Annotated in this window: 23 protein-coding genes, 1 tRNA gene and 1 pseudogene; 21 read left to right on the top strand and 4 right to left on the bottom strand. The window is 53.6% G+C overall.

Features of this window, described 5'->3' with window-relative positions; all coding sequences use genetic code 11:
* On the bottom strand, nucleotides 1–282 hold a 282-nt coding region (locus BM485_14780), incomplete at its 3' end, for a transposase (GenBank protein OKY74218.1).
* 158 nt (nucleotides 283–440) lie between these two features.
* Entirely contained in the window at nucleotides 441–1067 is a 627-nt protein-coding gene (locus BM485_14785) for a hypothetical protein (GenBank protein ID OKY74197.1), read from the bottom strand.
* Nucleotides 1068–1729: 662 nt separating this feature from the next.
* Between BM485_14785 and BM485_14790 the strand changes: the two genes are divergently transcribed.
* A complete protein-coding gene (locus BM485_14790) occupies nucleotides 1730–3079 on the top strand; it encodes a bifunctional folylpolyglutamate synthase/dihydrofolate synthase (GenBank protein OKY74198.1) in 1350 nt (449 codons plus the stop codon).
* Nucleotides 3076–3381 (top strand): HNH endonuclease, encoded by a 306-nt coding sequence (locus BM485_14795; protein ID OKY74199.1) that lies wholly within the window; start codon nucleotides 3076–3078, stop codon nucleotides 3379–3381. The genes BM485_14790 and BM485_14795 overlap by 4 nt, the downstream gene beginning before the upstream one ends.
* A gap of 82 nt (nucleotides 3382–3463) precedes the next feature.
* Here BM485_14795 and BM485_14800 read toward each other — a convergent pair whose 3' ends face one another.
* Nucleotides 3464–4552, bottom strand: a complete 1089-nt coding sequence (locus BM485_14800) for a 6-phosphofructokinase (protein OKY74200.1) — start codon at nucleotides 4550–4552, stop codon at nucleotides 3464–3466.
* 365 nt (nucleotides 4553–4917) lie between these two features.
* Here BM485_14800 and BM485_14805 point away from each other — a divergent pair.
* From BM485_14805 to BM485_14895, 19 genes and pseudogenes are all read left to right on the top strand, one after another.
* A pseudogene (locus tag BM485_14805) lies at nucleotides 4918–5244 on the top strand (adhesin).
* Between the two features lie 239 nt (nucleotides 5245–5483).
* Nucleotides 5484–7376: a propionyl-CoA synthetase gene (gene prpE / locus BM485_14810; GenBank protein OKY74201.1), complete on the top strand. Its 1893-nt coding sequence runs from the start codon at nucleotides 5484–5486 to the stop codon at nucleotides 7374–7376.
* A 61-nt stretch (nucleotides 7377–7437) separates the two neighbouring features.
* The gene (locus BM485_14815) at nucleotides 7438–8598 is read left to right on the top strand and encodes a succinate--CoA ligase subunit beta (protein ID OKY74202.1); all 1161 of its coding nucleotides are present in this window, start codon (nucleotides 7438–7440) and stop codon (nucleotides 8596–8598) included.
* Nucleotides 8595–9479 (top strand): succinate--CoA ligase subunit alpha, encoded by an 885-nt coding sequence (locus BM485_14820; GenBank protein OKY74203.1) that lies wholly within the window; start codon nucleotides 8595–8597, stop codon nucleotides 9477–9479. Before BM485_14815 ends, BM485_14820 begins: the two co-directional genes overlap by 4 nt.
* Nucleotides 9463–9888: a methylmalonyl-CoA mutase gene (locus tag BM485_14825; protein ID OKY74204.1), complete on the top strand. Its 426-nt coding sequence runs from the start codon at nucleotides 9463–9465 to the stop codon at nucleotides 9886–9888. The genes BM485_14820 and BM485_14825 overlap by 17 nt, the downstream gene beginning before the upstream one ends.
* Before the next feature lie 7 nt (nucleotides 9889–9895).
* On the top strand, nucleotides 9896–10831 hold the full coding sequence (locus tag BM485_14830) for a hypothetical protein (GenBank protein ID OKY74205.1): 936 nt from the start codon (nucleotides 9896–9898) through the stop codon (nucleotides 10829–10831).
* Between the two features lie 4 nt (nucleotides 10832–10835).
* Nucleotides 10836–12482: a methylmalonyl-CoA mutase gene (locus BM485_14835; GenBank protein OKY74219.1), complete on the top strand. Its 1647-nt coding sequence runs from the start codon at nucleotides 10836–10838 to the stop codon at nucleotides 12480–12482.
* Nucleotides 12483–12489: 7 nt separating this feature from the next.
* The gene (locus BM485_14840) at nucleotides 12490–12900 is read left to right on the top strand and encodes a methylmalonyl-CoA epimerase (GenBank protein OKY74206.1); all 411 of its coding nucleotides are present in this window, start codon (nucleotides 12490–12492) and stop codon (nucleotides 12898–12900) included.
* A complete protein-coding gene (locus BM485_14845) occupies nucleotides 12897–14447 on the top strand; it encodes a methylmalonyl-CoA carboxyltransferase (GenBank protein ID OKY74207.1) in 1551 nt (516 codons plus the stop codon). Before BM485_14840 ends, BM485_14845 begins: the two co-directional genes overlap by 4 nt.
* A 3-nt stretch (nucleotides 14448–14450) precedes the next feature.
* A complete protein-coding gene (locus BM485_14850) occupies nucleotides 14451–14852 on the top strand; it encodes a hypothetical protein (GenBank protein ID OKY74208.1) in 402 nt (133 codons plus the stop codon).
* 30 nt (nucleotides 14853–14882) lie between these two features.
* Nucleotides 14883–15329 (top strand): hypothetical protein, encoded by a 447-nt coding sequence (locus tag BM485_14855; GenBank protein OKY74209.1) that lies wholly within the window; start codon nucleotides 14883–14885, stop codon nucleotides 15327–15329.
* A gap of 11 nt (nucleotides 15330–15340) precedes the next feature.
* The gene (locus BM485_14860; GenBank protein OKY74210.1) at nucleotides 15341–16468 is read left to right on the top strand and encodes a glutaconyl-CoA decarboxylase subunit beta; all 1128 of its coding nucleotides are present in this window, start codon (nucleotides 15341–15343) and stop codon (nucleotides 16466–16468) included.
* 71 nt (nucleotides 16469–16539) lie between these two features.
* Nucleotides 16540–16627, top strand: a tRNA-Leu gene (locus BM485_14865).
* Nucleotides 16628–16738: 111 nt separating this feature from the next.
* On the top strand, nucleotides 16739–17389 hold the full coding sequence (locus BM485_14870; GenBank protein OKY74211.1) for a hypothetical protein: 651 nt from the start codon (nucleotides 16739–16741) through the stop codon (nucleotides 17387–17389).
* Nucleotides 17390–17523: 134 nt separating this feature from the next.
* Nucleotides 17524–18174 (top strand): chromosome partitioning protein, encoded by a 651-nt coding sequence (locus BM485_14875; protein ID OKY74212.1) that lies wholly within the window; start codon nucleotides 17524–17526, stop codon nucleotides 18172–18174.
* On the top strand, nucleotides 18164–18484 hold the full coding sequence (locus tag BM485_14880) for a hypothetical protein (protein OKY74213.1): 321 nt from the start codon (nucleotides 18164–18166) through the stop codon (nucleotides 18482–18484). Before BM485_14875 ends, BM485_14880 begins: the two co-directional genes overlap by 11 nt.
* A 291-nt stretch (nucleotides 18485–18775) precedes the next feature.
* Nucleotides 18776–19570 carry a transcriptional regulator gene (locus BM485_14885; GenBank protein OKY74214.1) on the top strand — a complete coding sequence of 265 codons (795 nt, stop codon included), beginning with the start codon at nucleotides 18776–18778 and terminating at the stop codon, nucleotides 19568–19570.
* Nucleotides 19513–20532: a hypothetical protein gene (locus BM485_14890; protein ID OKY74215.1), complete on the top strand. Its 1020-nt coding sequence runs from the start codon at nucleotides 19513–19515 to the stop codon at nucleotides 20530–20532. Before BM485_14885 ends, BM485_14890 begins: the two co-directional genes overlap by 58 nt.
* A 287-nt stretch (nucleotides 20533–20819) precedes the next feature.
* Nucleotides 20820–21161, top strand: coding sequence for a hypothetical protein (locus BM485_14895; GenBank protein ID OKY74216.1), 342 nt, complete (start codon nucleotides 20820–20822; stop codon nucleotides 21159–21161).
* Between the two features lie 340 nt (nucleotides 21162–21501).
* Here BM485_14895 and BM485_14900 read toward each other — a convergent pair whose 3' ends face one another.
* Entirely contained in the window at nucleotides 21502–22827 is a 1326-nt protein-coding gene (locus tag BM485_14900; protein ID OKY74217.1) for a transposase, read from the bottom strand.
* Nucleotides 22828–22906: the final 79 nt, after the last annotated feature.

Raw genomic sequence — 22906 nt, forward strand, 5'->3', positions numbered from 1 at the left:
GTTTTTTCTCAAATTGTATTCTTGCCCCGTCCTTCCTGCCACTAACTTGATTGATTGAGGGATGACGTCTCTTCCCTTTTCATCCATGACGAGCAAATGGACATGATTCGAGGTCACCGCATAATTCAGTATCACCAACCCATACCGTTTTTTCGCCTCAAATAGCCATTGAACCCACTTCCGCCTGTCCATCACTAGCTTGAGCAGGAATTCTCTTTTATGGCATCGGTGAGTAAGATGCCATATTTGTCCTGGAAGATAATGCCTCTTTGCCCTTGCCATTACGCCAATAGAATCATCTATATTTGTATTTTTGACATCAAAATCGCCATTATAAACTGAAATATGGGCACAAATTGATACTTATTTCTTTTACTTTTAAATAGTTAGCGTGGCCCGACCCCATTTCCCCCATTTCCATCCCTTCCTGTATTGAATTGTTAGCCATGATTTATGTTTTTAATTATGGTGTTTAACCAAAGACTACCCTCTGGTGTTATCAACCAATAAAGGGCTCCACAATTTAGAAATACCGTAATCCAGTATGTTACTCGGAATGATATTTTTTTAGATTTATGCCTCAAGAAGCTCTGCGCAAGGCCGGCACCTGGCCAACCACCTAATAACGATAAAATATGCAAAGTGCTTTCTGCGGTTCTCCAATTTCCCCATTCAGCTGCACTTTTATCTTTTGCATACATTATGAATGCAATTGCACACAGAGCCGCATAAAAACCAAGTAGTTCTATAGGGATTAATTTAGAATCAAAGAGAGAATATAGGACAATCGCAAAACCGCAGAAGAGGAAGATAGAAAGTATTTTTTGTCTTGAACTTGGACTCGGTTTCTTGTGTCCTTTTAACGGGCGGACATCGACAGCACATTTTCGCCCTTTTTGATCGTTTGAAATAAAATATTCAACTTCAAGCCCAGCAAAAGGATATTTATGATTTCGGCTATAGTCATTGATATGGGCAAAGATGGTTTTGCCGCCTGACTTGGGGAGAATAAACCCAAAGCCTTTTTCTTCATTCCAATTGGATATTGTGCCGTTTTCTGGATTCATTTTTTGATGGTTAACAGTGCAATAATTGGAAAGTTGTCCGCCATATTGCCCCTATAGACGGATTAAAATTTCACTTATTTTGATATTGAAGACAAAGAAAAGGAAAATCCGTCTCCATGGTGTCTCCTTATTACAAAAAAGCTTGATGCTTTCCACTTATTGCGATATTGGGCATGCAACATGGAAAACAAACCGGCATTCCGGGGGGCGAAGGGGGGGCAGATCTGCTCTTGGCTCATTGCCGAGGCGGAAGCCACGAACACGATTCCCCGCTTTCGTTTCGTTTTGCTCATTGGTGCTCCCTTTTGTCAGGGTGTGTTCTCGTCTTTAATGCACTGTCCGAAACTTTGGTGCCGGCTCTTCTCGCTGATTTTGCATAGAATTTTTCTTTCTTACTCAGGCTCTTATTATTTGTCAATATGTTGTATTCGCCAAAAGTCGTTTTTTTGACGCAAAGGCACCAAGTTGCAAAGGCAACATGCTGTTTTAAAGAGGAATGTCTTTGTTGCGGTGCGTCATAAAAGGGGGAGGGGCAAAATGAAGCCTGAGCAGGGGATTTTCTTGCGGCACCGCCGGTGTTCTGCTATCTTTACCCGTTTTCATCCGGTCTTGATGAAACGCCGGTGTCGCGCAGATTCCCTTTTTAACAGGAAGTAACAGGTATGCAATACGAAGAGGCCTGGTCGTATCTTGACAGGTTGCAGTTTTTCAAGATCAAGCTCGGCCTTGACAGCATGGCCGGTTTTCTTGAAGGTGTTGATCACCCGCAGAAACAGCTGAAATTCATTCATGTGGCGGGAACCAACGGCAAGGGGTCTGTTTCCGCCACCTTGCTCACCCTGCTGGCGGATGCCGGCTATCGGGTCGGTCTTTATACCTCGCCCCATCTCAGTTCCGTTCGCGAACGTTTCCGCATCAATGATCGCTATATTTCGAAAAAGGACTTTGCCGAAATCGCAACCCGCATCCGGCACAGCCTGGGTGACCGGCGGATTACCTATTTTGAGTTTACCACCGCCCTGGCCCTGCTTTGGTTTGCCGGGGAAAAAGTGGACATCGTCATCCTTGAGGTGGGGCTCGGCGGCAGGCTCGATGCGACCAATGTCATCACGCCCCTGGTCAGCATCATCACCAATGTTTCAATGGATCATGAAATGCACCTGGGGGCAACCTTGCGCCTGATCGCCATGGAAAAGGCGGGGATTATCAAACCGTCCATCCCGGTTGTCAGCGGGGTGGCGGCGGATGATAGCCGGGAGGTTGTCATCCGGGTCTGCCGGGAAAAGAACGCGCCCTTGTCCTTGCTGGGGCGTGATTTTTATTTTGAAAAAAATGAGAAAGGCACCCACAATTTTATTGGTCCCCTTGGTCTGAAAATAGAAGGCGTCCGTCTGGCAATGAAAGGGGTGTATCAGTTCGATAACGCCGCCATTGCCCTGGCTGCCCTGGATTTCCTGCAAAACCTTGGTTTCCCCCTTGACCCGGATCGCATCAGATCCGCCCTGTTGCAGGTGCGCTGGCCGGGCAGGCTCGAATATTTCCGCCGGAACGTGTCGTCGGGACGGATCATGACGGCTGACGACGCAAAGGAAAACGGCGCGGAAAAAGAGGATGTGCGACGATATCTTCTGGACGGCGCCCATAACCCGGCCGGTGTCGATTGTCTGAAACAAAGCCTGGAAACGGAGTTTGACTATAAAAGACTCATCTGCGTCTGGGCCAGCATGGGGGACAAGGATATCCGCAAAACACTCACTATCATAGCCCCGCTTTGTGATACCCTCATTTTCACCCGGCCTGAAAGCGAGCGGTCGGCGACACCCGGCCAGCTTCTCGACATACTGCCGGAGGAGTTGCGCCATCGGGCGGTTTGTTGTGACACGGTAAAAGAGGCATTGACCTGCGCCGAAAGGGCATCCTGTTGTGATGACCTGGTTTGCGTGGCCGGTTCCCTGTATCTGATCGGCGCGGCGCGGCACATTCTCCTTGGCGATCTGGTTGATGAAGAATGATGGATGACTACGGATTCATCGGTATTGATGAGGGGCTGATAAAAAAGGAAAAGGCCAAGGCGCGGGACCTCAGGAAAAGCCGCTGGTGGCAAAACAGAATTGCCGAGGGCATCTGTTATTACTGCAAGCGGAAATTTCCCCCGGCGGAACTGACCATGGACCATCTGCAACCCCTGTCCCGCGGAGGAAAAAGCAGCAAGGGAAATCTCGTGCCCGCCTGCAAGGAGTGTAATAACAAGAAGCGCCAGATGCTCCCCCTGGAATGGCAGGAGTATCTGGACGTATTCAAGGATGAGAAATAACGGCCCTATCGCCTTGTTTCGTGAATCGGCGGCGGGGTCTGCCGGCTGAACCTCCCGTAAAAAAACGCGGTCGGATTTCGGTTCAGCCGCCGAAACAGATGCCTATCTCCCGGGCGGTCAGAACCTTGTCGCTGTCCAGCGGCACCTTTTTCCTGCCTTTGACCGCATCGGCAAGCGGAACGGCGCACATCTGGTCGCCGGACAGGGCCACCATCTGGTCAAAGTTGCCTTGTTCGGCAAGCCGCACGGCCGTGGCGCCGAATCGCAGGGCCAGCAGCCGGTCGAATGTGGTTGGCGAGCCGCCGCGTTGCAGATGGCCGAGCACCAAGGATCTGGTGTCCTTGCCGGTGCGCTTGTTGATTTCCTTGGCCACCCATTCGCCGATACCCCCGAGTATTTTTTCGGCCCTGCCGATTTCACCTTCTCCCTTGTGAATCGCCTCCTGGTCCTTGGCCTTTGCCCCTTCAGCCACCACCACGATGGCATAATGTTTTTCATGCAGCTCGTTGTCGGTAATTTTTTCACAGACGAGATCGATATCAAAGGGCAATTCCGGAATCAAAATAACATCCGCGCCGCCGGAGATTCCTGAATTCAAGGCAATCCAGCCCGAATCCCGGCCCATGACCTCGACCACCAGCACCCTGTCGTGGGATTTGGCGGTGGAATGGAGTTTGTCCAGCGCCTCGGTGGCGGTGGAAACAGCCGTGTCAAAGCCGAAGGTCATCTGGGTGGCCTGCAGGTCGTTGTCGATGGTTTTCGGCACGCCGATGACCGGCATGCCCTTTTCCGTGAAAAAACGGTGGGCGATCTCCAAACTGCCGTCACCTCCCACCGCGATATGGCAATAAAAATTCATCCGTTTGAAATTTTTCATCACCCGGTCGGAAATGTCGCGGATCTGAAATTCGCCGGCCAGGTTTTCAACCGGCATGGAAAAGGGGTTGCCCTTGTTGGTTGAGCCCAGGATGGTTCCACCCGTGGGGGTGATGTCAGCCACATCCTTGGGCGTGAGCCGAATGAGCTCGTCCACGTCGAGCAGCCCCAGGTAGCCCTGTCGGCTGCCGTATACTTCCCAACCGCGCCACTGCGAGGCCATGACCACGGAATAGATGACGGCATTCAAGCCGGGCGCATCCCCTCCACCGGTAGAAATAACTATTTTTTTCATGGACGATTCCTGAAGGTCAGAACATTAGTAAGAAAAAATCCGCTCATCCGTATTGTTTTTTTTGTTTTCATGCACATTGTATATTTATCTGACAATGTAGCATTGAGGGAATTGCGGAGTGGTGTCAATTCTTTTTTGATTATAGATGGTTGTTGCCTGTCCTGCAAACAAATGTCTCATTTTTGATTTTTTTTGCTCCGTGACCATTTTATTGACTTCTCACGTTTAATAACTTATAATTTGAGAAATTTTATTAAATTCAACGTGTGTTTTTATCAGTTCGCAGCACTCCCATCGTGAATTAATCATTTCAGTTTTACTTTTTTATAATCTTTTCATAATTTTTTTAACAGGAGGTTTTCGTAATGTTGAATGTGACTGATCTGGCCATTAAAAATTTAAAGGCGTATATGGAGCAGAATAGTATTGATTCCGCTATCCGTGTCGCCCTGATGCAGGGCGGCTGAGCCGGCCCGTCACTCGGGTTGGCTCTGGATGAGCCAAAAGACAATGACAAGGTATTTGACCAGGATACTCTGAAATTCCTGGTTGATTCATCACTTCTGAGCAGCTGCGGCAGCATCAAGGTCGATTTCGTCGATGCCGGACCCCGTTCCGGATTCGCCATATCGTCAAGTGTGCCGCTGGGTGGAAAATCAGCCTGCGGTTCCTGCGGGAGCTCCTGCGGTTGATCATCTTCCCTGCATGAATGCAATAAAAAAACCCGCCTTCCGGCGGGTTTTTTTATTGCCCGATCATCCCTCCGCGTTTCCTTCTCTTTCTCCGTGAAAAATGTCGCCCTGTGACACCTTGTCCCGCCACGTTTTACCTCTGCTTGACAAAGCTGATTTTCAATGCTATGGAAACCTGATTATGGGTAAAACTACCTGATTCAGGAGATTTTATTAACAGGCACGATTGAGGACGGATCATGACACGGTATGACGAAATTTTCCGCGGCAGCATTGAGCAGCCTGATATTTTCTGGGCAGAGGCGGCTGAAGGGATATCCTGGTACAAGAAGTGGGACAGAGTCCTCAATGATGATAATCCACCTTTTTACCGCTGGTTTTCAGGCGGAGAGATGAACACCTGCTTTAATGCCGTCGACCGCCATGTTGCAGCCGGTCGCGGGGAGCAGGCGGCCATAATTTACGATTCTCCGGTCACCGATACGATCAGAAAAATCTCATACCGTGAACTGCTGGATCAGGTCGCTGTTTTTGCCGGCGCGCTGCGCGACCAGGGCGTCGGCAAGGGCGATACGGTGATCATCTATATGCCGATGATTCCCGAGGCGGCGGTGGCCATGCTGGCCTGCGCCCGTCTGGGGGCCATTCATTCCGTTGTTTTCGGCGGGTTTGCCGCCCATGAGCTTGCCATCCGGGTCGACCATGCCCAGCCCAAGGTGGTTGTCACCGCCTCCGGCGCCATTGAAGGGAAAAAGATTCTCGCCTATAAGCCTCTTGTCGACAATGCCATTGACATGGCAAGCCATAAGCCGCACAAGTGCATTATCTTTCAACGTCCCTTTGTCACCGCGGAACTCAAGCAGGGGCGGGATCTCGACTGGCGGGAGGCGATACGCGCGGCGACACCTGTTGATTGTGTGCCGGTCGAGGCCACCGATCCTTTGTATATCCTCTATACCTCCGGCACCACCGGCATGCCCAAAGGGGTCATGCGGGACAACGGCGGTCATGCCGTTGCCCTCAACTGGAGCATGAAAAACGTCTACAATGTCGATGCCGGGGATGTCTTCTGGTCGGCTTCGGATGTCGGGTGGGTCGTCGGCCATTCCTATATTGTGTATGGACCCCTGCTGCGTGGCTGCACCACGGTTTTTTATGAGGGCAAACCCATCGGCACCCCTGATCCCGGAGCCTTCTGGCGGGTAATTTCCCAGCACGGCGTCAAGGTGCTTTTCACCGCTCCCACCGCTTTCCGGGCCATCAAGAAAGAGGACCCCAACGGCGAATATTGCCGGAAATATAACCTGGATAATTTTGAGGCCCTGTATCTTGCCGGCGAAAGACTTGATCCGGATACCTACCACTGGGCCGGCAATCTTCTGCAAAGGCCGGTGATTGACCACTGGTGGCAGACGGAAACCGGCTGGGCCATTGTCGCCAACTGTCGCGGCATCGAGGAATTTCCGGTCAAGCCCGGCTCGCCGACGAAACCGGTGCCCGGTTATGATGTGCGAATTCTTGATAACACCGGCAAGGAACTCGGCCCCAACCAGGAAGGCAATGTGGTGGTGAAACTGCCCCTGCCGCCCGGCACCCTTGCCTCGTTGTGGAAGGATGAGAAAAAATTCGTCACGTCATACATGTCCAACTTCAAGGGCTATTACGAAACCAGCGACGGCGGCTATATCGACGAGGACGGTTATGTTTACGTCATGGGCAGGATTGATGACGTTATCAACATCGCCGGCCATCGACTGTCAACCGGCGCCATGGAAGAGGTTATCTCCAACCATCCCGACGTGGCGGAATGCGCCGTCATCGGCACCCATGATGAGTTGAAGGGCGAGCTGCCGGTGGGATTTATTATTTTGAAGGCCGGAGTGAATCGTGATTTCGAGGAGGTGAAAAAGGAACTGACCCTGATGGTGCGCGATCAGATCGGTCCGATCGCCTGCTACAAGGAATCCATGCTGGCCAACCGGCTTCCCAAGACGCGATCCGGGAAGATTCTGCGCGGCACCATGCGGGCCATCGCCAACGGCAAGCAGTACCGCATGCCATCCACAATCGACGATCCGACAATTTTAAACGAGATCACCGATCTGCTTACCAGCAAGGGCTTTCCGAAATAAGTTTTTTGCGGAATCACTTCGACTGGGGAGATAACAGGGCCATCGGCTCATCCGGCGCTATATGAAAATTCACGAGTTTCAGGCAAAAGAGCTTTTTCGCAAATACGGCATTCTCGTTCCCTCCGGCAAGGTGGCCACCAGCCTTGATGAGGCGCTGGCCGCTGCCTGGGAATTGGCCTCATTTCCCTTGGTGATCAAGGCGCAGATCCACGCCGGCGGCAGGGGAAAGGGGGGCGGGGTGAAGCTCGCCGCCAATGCCGACGAGTTCACCCGCTGTTGCGGCAATATCCTCGGCATGCGGCTTGTCACGCCCCAGACCGGAGCGGAAGGGCGTCTGGTCCGCTCCGTGCTTATCGAGGAGGCGGTCGACATTGAGCGCGAACTGTATCTTTCCGTGCTGCCGGATCGGGAAACCGCCTCGATTGTGTTCATGGCAAGCACTGCCGGGGGGATGGATATCGAGGAAACAGCGGCCATGACGCCTGAGAAAATTCTCAAGGTTCATGTCAATCCGCTGCAGGGGATCCTGCCGCATCACATCCGGCAGCTTCTTTTCGGTTTCGGCATAGCAAAAGAGCGGACCGCTATCTGGACGTCCTTTGTCACATCGCTTTATACCTGTTTTGTTGAAAATGACTGCTCGCTGGTGGAAATTAATCCCCTGGTTGTCACCAAAAACGGGATGCCCCTTGCCCTTGACGCCAAAGTTGATCTGGACGGCAACGGGCTCTTCCGGCATCCGGAGCTTCGTCGGTTCCGGGACGAAAACGAGGAGGACCCGCTCGAGGTCGCGGCGCGTCGCTATAATCTCAATTATATCAGACTGTCCGGCAATGTCGGCAACATGGTGAATGGCGCGGGCCTGGCCATGGCCACCATGGACATCATAAAAAAGGCCGGAGCCGAACCGGCGAATTTTCTCGACGTGGGAGGCGGCGCCACCGCGGAAATGGTGGAAAAGGGTTTTGCCCTCATCATGAGCGACGCCAACGTCAAGGGAATCCTGGTTAATATTTTCGGCGGCATACTCCGGTGCGACGTGCTTGCCCGGGGCATTGTCGAGGCGGCGAAAAATGTCGGCATCTCCGTGCCCGTCGTCATCAGGATGGAAGGCACCAACGTGGAGCAGGGCAGGGCGATCCTGGCCGAATCGGGACTCAGCCTCATTTCTGCAAGCGACCTGGCCGATGCAGCGGCAAAAGTGGCGGAGATGGTGGCATGAGCATCTTTATCAAGAAATCGACCCGATTGCTGATTCAGGGAATCACCGGCAGGGAAGGGCGTTTTCATGCCGCCCAGTGCCTTGCCTACGGCACAAATGTTGTTGCCGGCGTCACCCCCGGCAAGGGCGGTGAAGCGGTTGACGGCGTTCCCGTCTTTGATACGGTTCATGATGCGGTTCGCGCAACCAAAGCCGACGCCAGCCTTCTGTTCGTTCCCCCCGCATTTGCCGCGGACGCCATCTGCGAGGCGGCCGACGCCGGGGTGAAACTCATTGTCTGCATCACCGAGGGCATTGCGGTGCTTGATATGCTCAAGGTGAAAAATTACCTTTCCCTGACCCGCTCCCGCTTGATCGGTCCCAATTGTCCGGGAATCATCACCCCTGGGGAATGCAAGGCGGGCATTATGCCGGGACCGATTCACAAAACCGGACGCATCGGCGTCGTTTCCCGTTCCGGAACATTGACCTATGAAGTGGTGCATCAATTGAGCCGTCAAGGAATCGGCCAGTCGACCTGTCTCGGCATTGGCGGTGATCCGGTCATCGGCACCTCGTTTATTGACTGCCTTGCCGAATTTGAACGAGACAGCGGGACGGACGGGGTGGTGCTGGTGGGTGAAATCGGCGGCCGGTCCGAGGAGGATGCGGCGCTTTATGTCAAGGAGAAGATGACAAAACCGGTGGTGGGGTTTATTGCCGGCCTGACCGCTCCGCCCGGCCGCAGGATGGGGCATGCCGGGGCCATTATCAGCGGCGGCAGCGGCACCGCGGCAGCAAAAATCAGCGCCATGGAGTCCTGCGGCATTCATGTCTGCCGGGATTTGACCATGCTCGGGAAATTTTCCAAGGAAATATTCGCCAATGTCGAAAAAAGATAAGCCATACCGGGTGTTGATTGCCAAGCCGGGCCTGGACGGCCATGACCGGGGCGCGAAATTCATCGCCCGTGCCCTGCGGGACGCGGGCTTTGAAGTGGTGTACACCGGCATCCGCCGCACCCCTGCCGAGATAGTCGCCGCCGCCCTGCAGGAGGATGTTGCGGTTATCGGTCTTTCTTCCCTGTCAGGCGGCCATCTCCGCCTCTTTCCCGCCGTGATGGACGCCCTGCGTGCCGCCAATGCCGCTGATATCAAGGTGCTCGGCGGCGGGGTGATTCCGGATGAGGATATTGCCGTGCTCAAGGAGGCCGGCATCGCAGAGGTTTTCACGCCGGGCACGCCCCTGCTCGATATTCTCCAGGCCTTCCGTAACGCCTGCGCCTCCCACGACAAACAGAGCGCTCTCTGAAATCCGCATGCGGCACGAACCGGAAAAAATTCTTGAGGGTCTGCATAACCGGCAGACACGCGCCATCGCCCGCGCCATCTCGCTTGTCGAGGATAACGACGACGCTGCCGCCTTTCTTCTTTCTTCCCTGGATAAGCCGAGTTTCGACCGTGCGCTGGTGCTCGGCATCACCGGATCGCCGGGTGTCGGCAAATCAACCTTGACCAGCGGCCTGATCCGTCATTACCGGAGTCTCGGCAAAAGGGTCGGCATTATCGCGGTTGACCCGTCGTCGCCCATCAGCGGCGGCGCCTTGCTGGGTGACCGGGTGCGCATGATGGGCCACGCCCTGGACCCGGATGTGGTGGTGCGTTCCATGGCCACCCGCGGCAGACTGGGCGGTTTGTGCGCCGCCGCGGGCGCCGCGGTGCGCATCATGGCCGCAGCCGGCTGTTCCCCCATCATTATTGAGACGGTCGGTGTCGGGCAGTCGGAAATGGATATCGTGCGGCTGGCGGATGTGACCATCATGGTTCTCGCCCCTGGAATGGGTGACTCGATTCAGGCCATGAAGGCCGGTATTCTGGAGGTTGCCGATCTGCTGGTGATCAACAAGGCGGACTGCCGGGGCGCGGAAACACTGGTGATGGACATGGAGGCCGCACTGCGTGACCAAAATGATGCCTGGACCTCGCGGGTGGTGAGCACGGTGGCCACCGAGGAAAAGGGGATCGACGAACTGGCCCTGGCCATCGCCGGTTTTGACGTCCATTTGCGGGAGGCCGCCATTCGTGCAAAAAGGCGCGAGGCATCGCGCCGAAAGGAAATTGTCGACTGGGTGCTGGAGATGATCAAACCCCGCCTGACGGAGGAACTGACCAAATCCGATTCCCTGCCGGATGAGCCGCGCGCGGCCGCGAAAATCCTGGCGGAAAAGATGTTCACGGAAAAACAAAGTGAATAAAAAAATGAAAGAAAACAAAGAACTGCAAGAATGGCGGGAAAATGATCTGGCCCGCAGTCTGCGTCGCTTCCCGGAACGGAAGGAAAAATTCGTCAACCACGGCGGCGATGAGATACCGCGCCTGTCGTTGCCTGCCGAAATCGATGCGGAGTATACGGAAAAAATCGGGTTTCCGGGCCGTTACCCCTTTACCCGCGGGGTGCAGCCGACGATGTATCGGGGCCGGCTGTGGACCATGCGCCAGTATGCCGGCTTTTCCACCGCCGCTGAATCAAACCGGCGCTACCGCTATCTGCTTGAGCAGGGGACGACCGGTTTGTCGGTGGCCTTTGATCTGCCGACCCAGATCGGCTATGATTCCGACGATCCGATGAGCCTGGGCGAGGTGGGCAAGGTGGGTGTGGCCATCGATTCCCTTGCCGACATGGAGATCCTGTTTGACCGCATTCCCCTGGACAGCGTCAGCACCTCCATGACCATCAATTCCCCGGCCATTGTCCTGCTTGCCATGTATGTGGCGGTCGCGGAAAAACAGGGGGTTGCGCCGGAAAAGCTGAAAGGCACCATCCAGAATGACATTCTCAAGGAATATGTGGCCCGGGGTACCTATATCTTTCCGCCGGTTCCCAGCCTGCGGCTGATCACCAATATTTTTCAATGGTGCGGCGACCACACCCCGGAATTCAACACTATTTCCATTTCCGGCTATCACATCCGGGAAGCGGGGTCCACTGCCGTGCAGGAGGTGGCCTTTACCCTGGCCAACGGCATTACCTATGTGCAGACCGCCCTGGACGCGGGCCTTGAACTTGATGTTTTTGCCCGGCGTCTCGCCTTCTTTTTTAACGCCTCCTCCGATCTGCTTGAAGAGGTCGCCAAGTTCCGGGCTGCCCGGCGACTGTGGGCCAGGATCATGAAGGAACGCTTTCAGGCCAAAAATCCCGCCGGCTTGATGCTTCGTTTTCACACCCAGACGGCGGGAAATACCTTGACCGCCCAGCAGATCGATAACAATATCGTGCGGGTCACCATCCAGGCATTGGCTGCCGTCCTCGGCGGCACCCAATCCCTGCACACAAATTCCCGGGATGAGGCATTGTCGTTGCCCACCGAGGATTCGGTGCGCATCGCCCTGCGCACCCAGCAGGTCATCGCCCATGAATCGGGGGTGGCCAATACCGTCGACCCCCTGGCCGGCTCCTATTTTATCGAGGAGCTGACCAACCGTATCGAGCAGCAGGCGGAAGAACTCATTGCCCGCATCGACAGGGCGGGCGGGGTTGTCGCCGCCATCGAGGACGGCTTCATCCAGCGCCAGATCGAGGATGCCGCCTATGTTTATCAACGGGAAATCGAAAGCGGGGAACGGATCATTGTCGGGGTGAACGGCTTTCAAAGCGACGAAGAAAAGAGGCCCGCCACCCTGAAGGTCGATCCCGAGGTTGAGTCCATGCAGGTTGCCGCACTTTGCCGATTGAAAAAATCGCGCAATAGTGACAAAGTAAACCATGCCTTGCAGAAACTTGAGCAGGCGGCCCGGGGGGATGCCAATCTTTTTCCCTTTGTCCTGGACGCGGTAAGGGAGTATGCTACCTTGGGTGAAATCTGCAACGTGCTGCGCCGGGTTTTCGGCGAATACAAACAGTATTAAGACGAGAATGCTAAAAAAAATTGATCATATCGGTATTGCCGTCAAATCCATCGACCAGGCCCGCCGATTTTACGAAGATGCCCTGGGGCTCACCTTGGAAAAGATGGAAACAGTGCCGAGCCAGAAGGTGAAAACAGCTTTTTTCCGTCTCGGCGAGGTGCACATCGAGCTGCTTGAACCCTTGGATGCGGAAAGTCCTGTTGCTGTTTTCCTTGAGAAAAAAGGGGAGGGCTTTCATCATATTGCCTACCGGACGGACGATATTGAAAAAGAGATCGATCAGGCGAAAGAGTCCGGCTGCCGCATGGTGCATGAGGTTCCGGTGGAAGGGGCGGGGGGGAAGCAGATTGCTTTTCTCCATCCGAAATCAACCTTCGGTGTCCTGACCGAGTTCTGCGCACAAGGAAAAAAGAAATGACCATGCAGAAAAAACTTGATGAGCTGATGGCGCTGCGCGCCCAGGCCCGGCTCGGCGGCGGGCAGGATAAAATAGACAAGCATCACGCCCAGAACAAGATGACGGCCCGGGAACGGCTGGCCCTGCTGCTTGATGAGGGCTCCTTTGAGGAGTTTGACATGTTCAAGGCCCACCGCTGCCAGGATTTCGGCATGGCGGACAAGCAGTTTCTCGGCGATGGGGTGGTGACCGGGTACGGCACCATTGACGGCCGTCTCGTTTATGTCTTTTCCCAGGACTTCACCGTCCTTGGCGGGTCGCTGTCTGAAACCTTTTCCGAAAAGATCTGCAAGATCATGGATCTGGCCATCAAAAACGGCGCGCCGGTAATCGGCCTCAACGACTCGGGCGGCGCGCGCATTCAGGAAGGAATCGAGAGCCTGGCCGGCTACACGGATATTTTTCTGCGCAATGTCATGGCCTCGGGAGTGGTGCCGCAGATTTCCGCCATTTTCGGCCCCTGCGCGGGCGGCGCGGTTTATTCGCCGGCGCTTACCGATTTTGCCGTCATGGTCAAAAACAACAGCTATATGTTTCTCACCGGGCCCAAGGTGGTGAAATCGGTCACCCACGAGGATGTGACGGTCGAGCAGCTCGGCGGCGCCTCCGTTCATGCCGCCAAAAGCGGCGTGGCTGATTATGCGGCGGAAAGCGGCGCCGATGCCGTTGCCTATGTGAAAAAGCTTTTTTCCTATGTGCCGCAGAACAATGTGGAAAATCCCCCGTTCAAGCCGACAAGCGACCGGCCGGAGCGCCGGGATGAACTGCTCAACCAGATCATTCCGGACAATCCCAATGCCGCCTATGACATGAAGCAGGTCATCCTGCGCACCGTTGACGACGGCGAGTTTCTTGAGGTCAAAGAGCTTTTTGCCGCAAATATCATCACCGGCTTTGCCCGCTATAACGGCAGCAGTGTCGGTATTGTCGCCAATCAGCCCTGCTGCCTGTCCGGCGTGCTCGATATCGATGCCTCGATCAAGGCGGCCCGCTTTGTCCGGTTCTGCGACTGCTTTAATATTCCCATTGTCACCTTTGTCGATGTGCCGGGCTTTCTGCCCGGCACCAACCAGGAGTATAACGGCGTCATCCGCAATGGCGCCAAAATCCTTTACGCCTATGCCGAGGCCACTGTTCCCAAGGTCACGGTGATTACCCGCAAGGCCTATGGCGGAGCCTATTGCGTCATGTCCTCCAAGCATCTGCGGGGTGATGTCAATTATGCCTGGCCCACTGCGGAAATCGCCGTCATGGGGGCAAAAGGCGCGGTGGAGGTGCTTTATGGCCGGGAGGCGCGCGACACCGACAATCCCGAGCAGTTTCTGGCGGATCGGGAAAAGGAATACGCCGACACGGTGGCAAATCCCTATGTGGCGGCAAGACGCGGTTATGTCGATGACATCATTGAACCGGCCCGTACCCGGTTCCGCATCATCAAGGCGCTGGGTATGCTGAAAAACAAACGTGACACCAACCCCATGAAGAAACATGGGAATATCCCCTTGTAAGCCATGAATTTCTCCTTGCCGCATATCGGAACAGACAACTTTTTTGTCGGGGATTTCAATGCCGTCACCTTCAGCCTTTTCGGCATGCTGCTGGTCTTTTCCGGGCTTGCGATCATAAGCCTCTATATCGCCTTTCTGCCGCGATTTCTCCAGTTCATCGACAAAAGAAAAAGAGACGGGCAGGCGAAAAAGGGAAATGGTGTGCTTGAGGAGTCGCCGGCGGAAAAAGAGATCCTGCTCGCCATTGCCGCGGCCTTTCATCTGGACCAGAATTTTCCCGAGGAAAATCAAAAGATTACCTGGAAAAGTCACGGGGATGTCGATTCTCTTTGGCAGATTTCCGGCAGGGTGCAGGGAATGTCGCAACGAACCCATGTTTCACGCCGCGTCTTCCCACACCATTAACCATCATTATCTCAAAATCGGATCAGCGCCATGCGACTCTATAACCTGACGGTTAACGGCAATGAATATGAAGTGATTATCCGCGAAGTCACCGAGGAAACCATCAGGGCCGAGGTAAACGGTGTTGAACATATCGTGGCGATCAACAAAATCGTCAATCTTGCCGCCGCCAAAGCCGTTCAAGAACCAATCCAGCCTCTTTCAACGCCAACCGTTTTTGCGGAAAAAACGACTCCTGTTTCATTTGCCGGCACGGAGCAGAGCGAGGGGTGTGTCTGTTCGCCGTTGCCCGGCCATATTCTGGAGATTGCCGTGGAGGTGGGAGACAAGGTGCTGGTCGGGCAGAAGCTTCTGGTGCTTGAGGCCATGAAACTTGAGAACATCATCACCGCCGAATGGGGAGGCGTGGTCAAAAAGATTCTTGTTGCCGAGGGCGATACCGTCAATCATGACCAGAAACTCATTCTTATTGCCTGAGGATTTCCCCCATGGATTTCGCTACCTTTTATCATAATTCCGGATTTGCCAATCTTGAGTGGGGCAATCTGGTGATGATCCTGGTGGGAGTCATTTTCATTTACCTGGCGGTGGTCAAGGATTATGAACCGCTGCTGCTGGTGCCCATCGGTTTCGGCATCATCGTCGGGAACATTCCGCCGATCACCGGCATGCCGCTGGGCATTTATGAAGAAGGGAGCGTGCTCAACTATCTTTACTACGGCGTCATGAAGGGTATTTATCCGCCCCTTATTTTTCTCGGCATCGGCGCCATGACCGATTTTTCCACCATGCTGTCGAATCCGAAACTCATCCTGCTCGGGGCCGCGGCCCAGATCGGCGTTTTCCTGACCTTTCTCGGCGCTCTGTATCTCGGTTTTTCACCGCAACAGGCGGGAGCCATCGGCATTATCGGCGGCGCCGACGGCCCGACCGCGATCTTTCTGTCGTCAATGATCGCCCCGGAACTGCTCGGGCCCATCGCCATTGCCGCCTACTCCTACATGGCCCTGGTGCCGGTCATTCAGCCGCCGGTCATGTATCTCTGCACCACCAGGGCGGAAAGGAAGATCCGCATGAAACCTCCGCGCAAGGTGAGCCGCAGGGAACGGATCATCTTTCCCATTGTCGCCTTTCTGATCTGCACCCTGATCGCGCCCGGCGCCATCACCCTGCTCGGCATGCTCTTTTTCGGCAATCTCCTGAAGGAAAGCACGGTGACCGACAGACTGGCCAATTCCGCCCGCAACGCGCTGATCGACATCGTCACCATCCTGCTGGGGCTGACCGTCGGCGCCTCAACCCAGGCCCAGACCTTCCTCACCCCGCAATCGATTCTCATCTTTGTTCTGGGTGCCTTGTCATTTGTTGTCGCCACCATGGGCGGTGTTCTTTTTGCCAAATTCATGAACCTTTTTCTCAAGGAAAAAATCAACCCGCTGCTCGGCGCGGCCGGTGTTTCGGCGGTGCCGGATTCAGCCAGGGTGGTGCAGGCGATCGGTCAGAAGGAAGACCCCGGCAATTTCCTCCTCATGCACGCCATGGCCCCCAATGTGGCGGGCGTGATCGGCTCGGCCATTGCCGCCGGAGTGCTCTGGTCGGCATTGGGAAAATTTTGACAATTGATTCCGGTTATTTGCATCTTGCCAACATGACGGCAATGTGCTAATAATCCATACCAAAATAACCAGCCCGGATGGCGGAACAGGTAGACGCAAGGGACTTAAAATCCCTCGGCACTCGTTGCTGTGCGAGTTCGATTCTCGCTCCGGGCACCAGTAACTTTTCTCAAGTTCTCGTATTTTTTTCTGGTCCGGGGAGAGAGCCATCTTTCCATGTCCAGGAAAGGCTAATTCGCCACTCTCAGCATCAGGAAGGGTGAGAAAGGCGTGCATGTCATCTTCTGGAAATTCCTGCCCCTGCGGGCAGAGAGCGATCCACCCGATTTTGACCCGGAGCCGGATGAAAACAGGCAACAGAAGGTTATCCCCTTTGCCAGGGCTTACACGGTCTTCAACGTGGAGCAGTGCGAAGGGCTCGATCTTCCCGCCCTTGCACCCGGCGCGGTCGTTGGTCAGGAAGACAATGAAATGGCGGAAAGGATCCTGACCCTGCCCGTGCTGAAACATGGAGGTGGCCGGGCCTGTTATGTGCCGTCCGCCGACAGGATCAACCTGCCGCCGCGCACCGCCTTCGAGAATCTCGATTTCTATTACTCCACCGCCTATCACGAAATCATCCACTGGACCGGACATCCGGCCCGGCTGGCCCGGACCTTCGGCAAACGCTTCGGCGACAATGACTATGCCTTCGAGGAACTGGTGGCCGAGATCGGCGCCGCCTTCCTGGGCACCGCAACCGCTATCCCTTTCGAGGAGATGCGTTACCCGGAATACATCAATTCCTGGCTGCAGATCCTCAAAGGCGACAACCGGGCGATCTTCACCGCCGCAGCCAAGGCGCAGAACGCCGCCGACTTTGTCCTGGACAAGGCCGGCCTGGCTGCGGGGGAAGAAGAGAATCTTCCCGAAGCGGCATGAACGAAACCATGTAACGCAAAACGGCTGTTTCCAACCTTTGTGGTTGGGCAGCCGTTTTTTTATTGCCTGTACATTCTGTATCGGCTAAATAATATAGACTATATATATCGTATATACTTTGATGGGGTTATGCTATGAGCATCACAGTTTTCGGCGGAGAAAAAGGCGGCACCGGCAAGACGACTCTGGCGGTCAACATCGCGGCCATGCTGGCCATGAAGGGAAAGGACGTACTACTGCTGGACACCGACCGGCAAGGGACAGCCTCCTTCTGGGCCACGGTCCGGGATGAGGAAAACATCGAGCCCCGGGTGGCCTGTGTGCAGAAATTCGGCAAGGGCCTGCCGGCCCAGGTCCGTGATCTGGCTGAACGATACGACGAGATCATCATCGATGCCGGCGGCCGCGATTCCATGGAGCTGCGCTACGCCCTCGGCGTGGCCGACCGGGCCTACATACCGGTGCAGCCCTTCCAGTTTGACATCTGGACTATCCGCCAGATGGATACCCTGGTGGAGATGGCAAAGGGGTTGAACGAAGAACTTGCCGCCTTCATCGTCATCAACCGGGTCGCCACCAATCCGGCCATCCGGGAGGACCGGGAGACCCGGGAATTCATCACCCGGGAAAATTTTCAGCATCTGACCCTGGCCCAATCCATGATCCGGGACCGCATCGCCTTCCGCAAGGCGGCCAGAGACGGCCTGGCCGTGGTCGAGTACGGCCAGGACCGCAAGGCGGTTAACGAAATGAACCAATTGTACGAGGAGATCTATGGTGACTAAAAAGAAAAGCAGCCCCCTGCGCGGCGTGCCGGCAGCAAAAGACAAGGACGCGGCCCTGGACGCCTTTGCCGCCGGCGCCGTGCAGCCGACTATCGCCCCGCCCGCTCCGATCCAAACGGTCTACCCCTGGGAGGAACCATATGTGCGCGAGGATGTCATGAAACAGGTTCTTCTCAAGATGCCGGAGCCACTGTACCTGAAGCTCAAACACATCACCAATTACACCCCCTACAACATGACCTCCTTCATCATCGAAAAGATTACCCCGGAGATCGAAAAGGAAATCGCCAGGATGACCGGCCGGGGATGAAATCCGGAGATGGATGCAGGTGCAGCTTGAAAATTGTACAAGTAACCCTAAAAAAATTACGGGTTACTTGTATTATCCTCAAATGGTACATTTTTATATTGACGCGCAGCACTAAAGCGTGACACTTATTTCCAATCTTCCAGAACATATCAATACAAGGTATTTTTTTACGTGTATCGTGTCATTTCTGCAAATTAATCCACGGAAAAACCAAGATATCCTTTGACATATTATTTATGCACCAGTAATAATATTACCTGTTTCTGAAAAAATATTAAACATGGTGATTCGATGCGCACCAAAGAATTCTTTGCCACCCATCCGGTATTCACCCACGCCGAATTCACAAGGTTTCTGGAAGCCGGAGGGAGCAGCAATGTAAAAACAAAAGAGTCTCTTCTGAAATACCATGTCAAGCAGGGCAACCTGTTACGCATCCGGAGAGGACTCTATATGACGGTTCCGCTTGGCATGAAACCCGAAACATGCCCGGCCGATCCATACCTCATAGCGGCAAAAATGACCGATGATGCAGTACTGGCCTATCACACAGCTTTAGAATTTCACGGCAAGGCCTATTCCGTGTTTACGCAGTATCAATATCTGACCTGCCAAGGAGGACGTCACACCACCTTCAGATCGTATACCTTTTCCGGCATTCGCCCTCCTGGGAAATTAAAAAATCCTCTGCAGCCTGGTGTCAAAACCGTGGACCATAATGGGCTGGACATAAAAGTCACAAGTCTGGAAAGGACTCTGGTCGACCTTCTGGATCGGCCACGCCTGGGGGGGAGCTGGGAAGAAATCTGGAGATCTCTGGAAGGAGTGGAATTCTTTGATTTAAAAATGGTGATTGAATATGCCCTGCAGCTCCATAATGCCACAACCATATCCCGGGTGGGCTTCTTTCTTGAACAGCACCAGGATACGCTTATGGTGAGGGATCAACATCTTGAACAGCTTCGCAGGCACAAACCCAAAAGACCGCAGTATTTTGAACGCGGCAAATCCGGGCGCCTGGTTAAATCATGGAATCTTATGGTTCCGGAATCAATCCTGGATCGTTCCTGGCAGGAGGTTATGTGAAAGTTTCAAGGGAAAAACTGCATCGCGAAGCGCAGGCAACTGGGTTTCGGCCAGAGATTCTGGAGAAGGTGATTCATCTTCTCAACCTTCTTGAAGCATTCCAGGGCCACCCTTTTATTGAGGGTCGTTTAGCCCTCAAGGGCGGGACTGCTCTCAATCTTTTCTATTTTGATGTGCCGAGGCTATCAGTTGATATAGATCTCAATTATGTCGGAGCACCAGACAGGGAAACGATGCTCGAAGAGCGGCCAAAGCTCGAAGAGGCTGTTGCCGCCGTTTGTGCAAGAGAAGGGTTCACCCTTCGCCGTCTACCCACGGATCATGCCGGAGGAAAATGGCGAATGAGCTATGAAAGCAGCCTCACCCAGTCCGGGAACCTGGAAGTTGACCTGAACTTCATGTTTCGTGTGCCTCTGTGGCCGATAGGCTTGATGGATTCTCATCCCATCGGGTCATATCAGGCTTCCGCGGTACCGATTCTGGATATCCATGAGATAGCAGCCGGTAAAATAGCAGCGCTCCTTGCCAGGCAGGCAAGCCGGGATCTTTTTGATGTCCACCTGCTCCTGACTCAGCAAAAGCTGGACTCTGCTATGCTCCGCTTAGCCTTTGTTCTTTATGGCGCCATGAATAGAAAAGACTGGCGGAATGTATCAATTGGTGATGTCAATTTCAGTGTACAGGAACTTGAAAACAGCCTGCTCCCGGTTCTCAGGGAAAACGCTGTTGGCGGGCAGGGCAGAGAGATCTGGGCAAATAATTTAGTCGGAGAGTGCAAGAAAGCCCTTTCAGTCGTTCTTCCCCTGGAACCAAATGAAAATGAATTTCTTGATCTGCTGCTTGATCATGGAGAAATTGATTCGACAATTCTGACCAGTGACACCACCCTGCAACAGCGTATTCAGAAACAACCACTTCTCGAGTGGAAGGCGGTCAATGTCCGAAAACATAAGGGACTGTAGCAATTGAAAAATCCTTGTCCGCAAATTGGAAGGAACGAATAAACCAAGAAACCCGGTCAGCGACCGGAAGAAAGAAGAAACGGCGTGTTGGAAGAAACGAAGAAACAGGTCATGTTTTCAGCCAGATAAGAAACATAAACAGATTGACAGAACCATTCGTATTTTCTATGGCAATCAGAGTGCCTTATTCTGTACATAGGATAATAAACTCAAAAAGGAACCACTGGCCCTATCAACAGGAATAACCAATAATAGCGATGAAGGCTCCTGGTAACTGGGTATAACACATGCAAGAAAATGAAACAGTTGAATTTAAGAAAAGCCTTTCTCAGCTCAAGGCCGGCCTTGTTTCAATCGCTGCCATTCTGAATAAACATGGCGCCGGTGAACTGTGGTTCGGTATGAGCAATGACGGCAAGGCCGTGGGGCTGGAGGCGAACGAAAAAACCCTGCGGGACCTCTCCCAGTCAATAGCTGCCCGCATCGAACCCAGAATTTTTCCTCATGTGAGTTTCGAAACTATTAATAAGGCAACCTGCATCAAGGTTGCATTCAACGGCAAGGATGGCCCCTATTTCTCGCCTATGGCCGCGCCTACATGCGAGTGGCTGATGAAGACCGGCAACTGAGTTCTAAGGAACTGGAAAACCTGATTCTTGCCAGAAACCGTGACGCACTGCGCTGGGACAACCAAGTAAGTGGTTTGGGTATTGAAGATCTGGATGAGGGCAAGATTAAAACCTGAATCCGTGAGGTATCCCGGATTCTCCCTAAAAATTGTGGGGCGCGAAAAAATTTCAACACCGCGACCGCCAGAAATTTATATATTGCCAGCATATTGCTGGTAAATTGGGACATCGTCCCCGTTGTTCTTTGAAAAATTGCTATATTTGCCTGTTTTTAGGCGTATTTTCCCGGCAGGGCCTGCTGTTCAGCCACTTTCCGGCAAATTTCTCTTCTGTTCTTGCATTAGCCAAAGGCAAGCCGGTTATAAACGGCCTGAAACGAGTCAAATGCGCAACAGTGGCGGCTGAACCGCAGCTTCAGTTTCCTGCCGGTCTCAATCAGTCTGGCTGCACGGTACATGAGTTCCTGAATAACGGTACGAATTCTCCTGCGCTTTGCCGAGTGGCGCACTGGTGAGCGATCACCGAGAAGGCCAAGCTGGCCGATAAACCGCAAGATGTTATAAGCCAAGCCGGCCAAGGACATGATCAAGGAATTGGTCGCAAATTTTCCCGAAGGCAACCGCTCAAGATCCATGTCGGTTTTAAATTCGCTGTGAAACTGCTCGCTTGTGCCGTGGTCCCGGTAGAGCTTGATGATCTCTTTTTCCGGCAGGTAAAGGGATGTCCACCAGCCCTCAAGTTCTATATCCGGCACCAGCAGCAACTGGCCGCGTTTGTCAATGGTACGTTCAATCACGCGGACGATCAGGCGGGTACTGAACTCCTTGCCCTCGTGCTCCTGAAGCTGGTTGAAACTGAATACGGCAACCCGTTTGCCGCGTCGTGGTTCGCTCACTTCTCCTTCTTGCAGCCCACGGGCCAGCCAGGCGGGAAGGTCCTGCTTGCGGGGATTCCATTTCAGGATGTAATCGACCTTTTTGTGGCCATAAAGCGTTGCTCGGGTCTCGACAGCATCGTGTCCGGAGTCAAGCCTGAATAACAGTGACTTTTTGGTTAAAGACTTGGCACGGGAGATGGTTTCCTGCAGAAAAGGAATAAAATTGTTTTGGCTGTGCTGGCTGCCCTCCCGGAACTCAAGATTAATACACCAGCCTTCCTCTCCCATGTAGGCGGCTATTGGCGCATAGCCGTCATAACCGTGATAGGTATGCTTGGAACCTTCTTTTTTGGTGCCGGAGTTGTCCATGCAAAAGACGTCCATATCGACGGCGACATGACCCATGGCCAAGGGGGTTACTTTTCCTTTGGCATTGCGGATGAACTCCGTGTAGGTGGAGGAAGCAATTGGCTGAAAAACTGTTGCGGTTTCGTCAAGGCGCTGGCGCAAGGTTTCGGGCGAAGGAACCGCTTTGATGCCAAGTGATTGCTGGAAATACCTGTCGTCTTTCATGTCGGCAATGGCTTCGAAATCGCTTTTGCCAAGCGAGAGGAGCCCGAGATAACTGCGAATGACATCTGTATTGGCAATGTCCTTGGTGTCGGGTATCGCCTTTTTCAGCTTGGCGTTCAAGCTGGTAAAGCGATTGATACCGAGCCCGATCAGGGCCAGGCCGGAATGAGAGGTATAAAATTCGTCCGATGAGCGTTCAAGAATAAATCGTTTCATTTTTTCACCTGCAGAGTGATGTTTTTAGACAGGCGAATATTGCAATATTTTTTGTTAAATTTCAACATGTTATTTGAAA

It is taken from the genome of Desulfobulbaceae bacterium DB1 (assembly GCA_001914235.1).
Classification (GTDB): Bacteria; Desulfobacterota; Desulfobulbia; order Desulfobulbales; family SURF-16; genus DB1.

What these genes read in the sequence shown, in the direction of transcription:
- BM485_14880 (OKY74213.1), top strand. Translation starts at nt 18,164, where the DNA reads ATGGTGACTAAAAAGAAAAGCAGCCCCCTGCGCGGCGTGCCGGCAGCA.
- BM485_14820 (OKY74203.1), top strand. Translation starts at nt 8,595, where the DNA reads ATGAGCATCTTTATCAAGAAATCGACCCGATTGCTGATTCAGGGAATC.
- BM485_14875 (OKY74212.1), top strand. Translation starts at nt 17,524, where the DNA reads ATGAGCATCACAGTTTTCGGCGGAGAAAAAGGCGGCACCGGCAAGACG.
- BM485_14785 (OKY74197.1), bottom strand. Translation starts at nt 1,067, where the DNA reads ATGAATCCAGAAAACGGCACAATATCCAATTGGAATGAAGAAAAAGGC.
- BM485_14850 (OKY74208.1), top strand. Translation starts at nt 14,451, where the DNA reads ATGAATTTCTCCTTGCCGCATATCGGAACAGACAACTTTTTTGTCGGG.
- BM485_14835 (OKY74219.1), top strand. Translation starts at nt 10,836, where the DNA reads ATGAAAGAAAACAAAGAACTGCAAGAATGGCGGGAAAATGATCTGGCC.
- BM485_14855 (OKY74209.1), top strand. Translation starts at nt 14,883, where the DNA reads ATGCGACTCTATAACCTGACGGTTAACGGCAATGAATATGAAGTGATT.
- BM485_14845 (OKY74207.1), top strand. Translation starts at nt 12,897, where the DNA reads ATGACCATGCAGAAAAAACTTGATGAGCTGATGGCGCTGCGCGCCCAG.
- BM485_14840 (OKY74206.1), top strand. Translation starts at nt 12,490, where the DNA reads ATGCTAAAAAAAATTGATCATATCGGTATTGCCGTCAAATCCATCGAC.
- BM485_14890 (OKY74215.1), top strand. Translation starts at nt 19,513, where the DNA reads ATGGAATCTTATGGTTCCGGAATCAATCCTGGATCGTTCCTGGCAGGA.
- BM485_14800 (OKY74200.1), bottom strand. Translation starts at nt 4,552, where the DNA reads ATGAAAAAAATAGTTATTTCTACCGGTGGAGGGGATGCGCCCGGCTTG.
- BM485_14860 (OKY74210.1), top strand. Translation starts at nt 15,341, where the DNA reads ATGGATTTCGCTACCTTTTATCATAATTCCGGATTTGCCAATCTTGAG.
- BM485_14900 (OKY74217.1), bottom strand. Translation starts at nt 22,827, where the DNA reads ATGAAACGATTTATTCTTGAACGCTCATCGGACGAATTTTATACCTCT.
- BM485_14885 (OKY74214.1), top strand. Translation starts at nt 18,776, where the DNA reads ATGCGCACCAAAGAATTCTTTGCCACCCATCCGGTATTCACCCACGCC.
- BM485_14895 (OKY74216.1), top strand. Translation starts at nt 20,820, where the DNA reads ATGCAAGAAAATGAAACAGTTGAATTTAAGAAAAGCCTTTCTCAGCTC.
- BM485_14815 (OKY74202.1), top strand. Translation starts at nt 7,438, where the DNA reads ATGAAAATTCACGAGTTTCAGGCAAAAGAGCTTTTTCGCAAATACGGC.
- BM485_14830 (OKY74205.1), top strand. Translation starts at nt 9,896, where the DNA reads ATGCGGCACGAACCGGAAAAAATTCTTGAGGGTCTGCATAACCGGCAG.
- BM485_14790 (OKY74198.1), top strand. Translation starts at nt 1,730, where the DNA reads ATGCAATACGAAGAGGCCTGGTCGTATCTTGACAGGTTGCAGTTTTTC.
- prpE (OKY74201.1), top strand. Translation starts at nt 5,484, where the DNA reads ATGACACGGTATGACGAAATTTTCCGCGGCAGCATTGAGCAGCCTGAT.
- BM485_14825 (OKY74204.1), top strand. Translation starts at nt 9,463, where the DNA reads ATGTCGAAAAAAGATAAGCCATACCGGGTGTTGATTGCCAAGCCGGGC.
- BM485_14795 (OKY74199.1), top strand. Translation starts at nt 3,076, where the DNA reads ATGATGGATGACTACGGATTCATCGGTATTGATGAGGGGCTGATAAAA.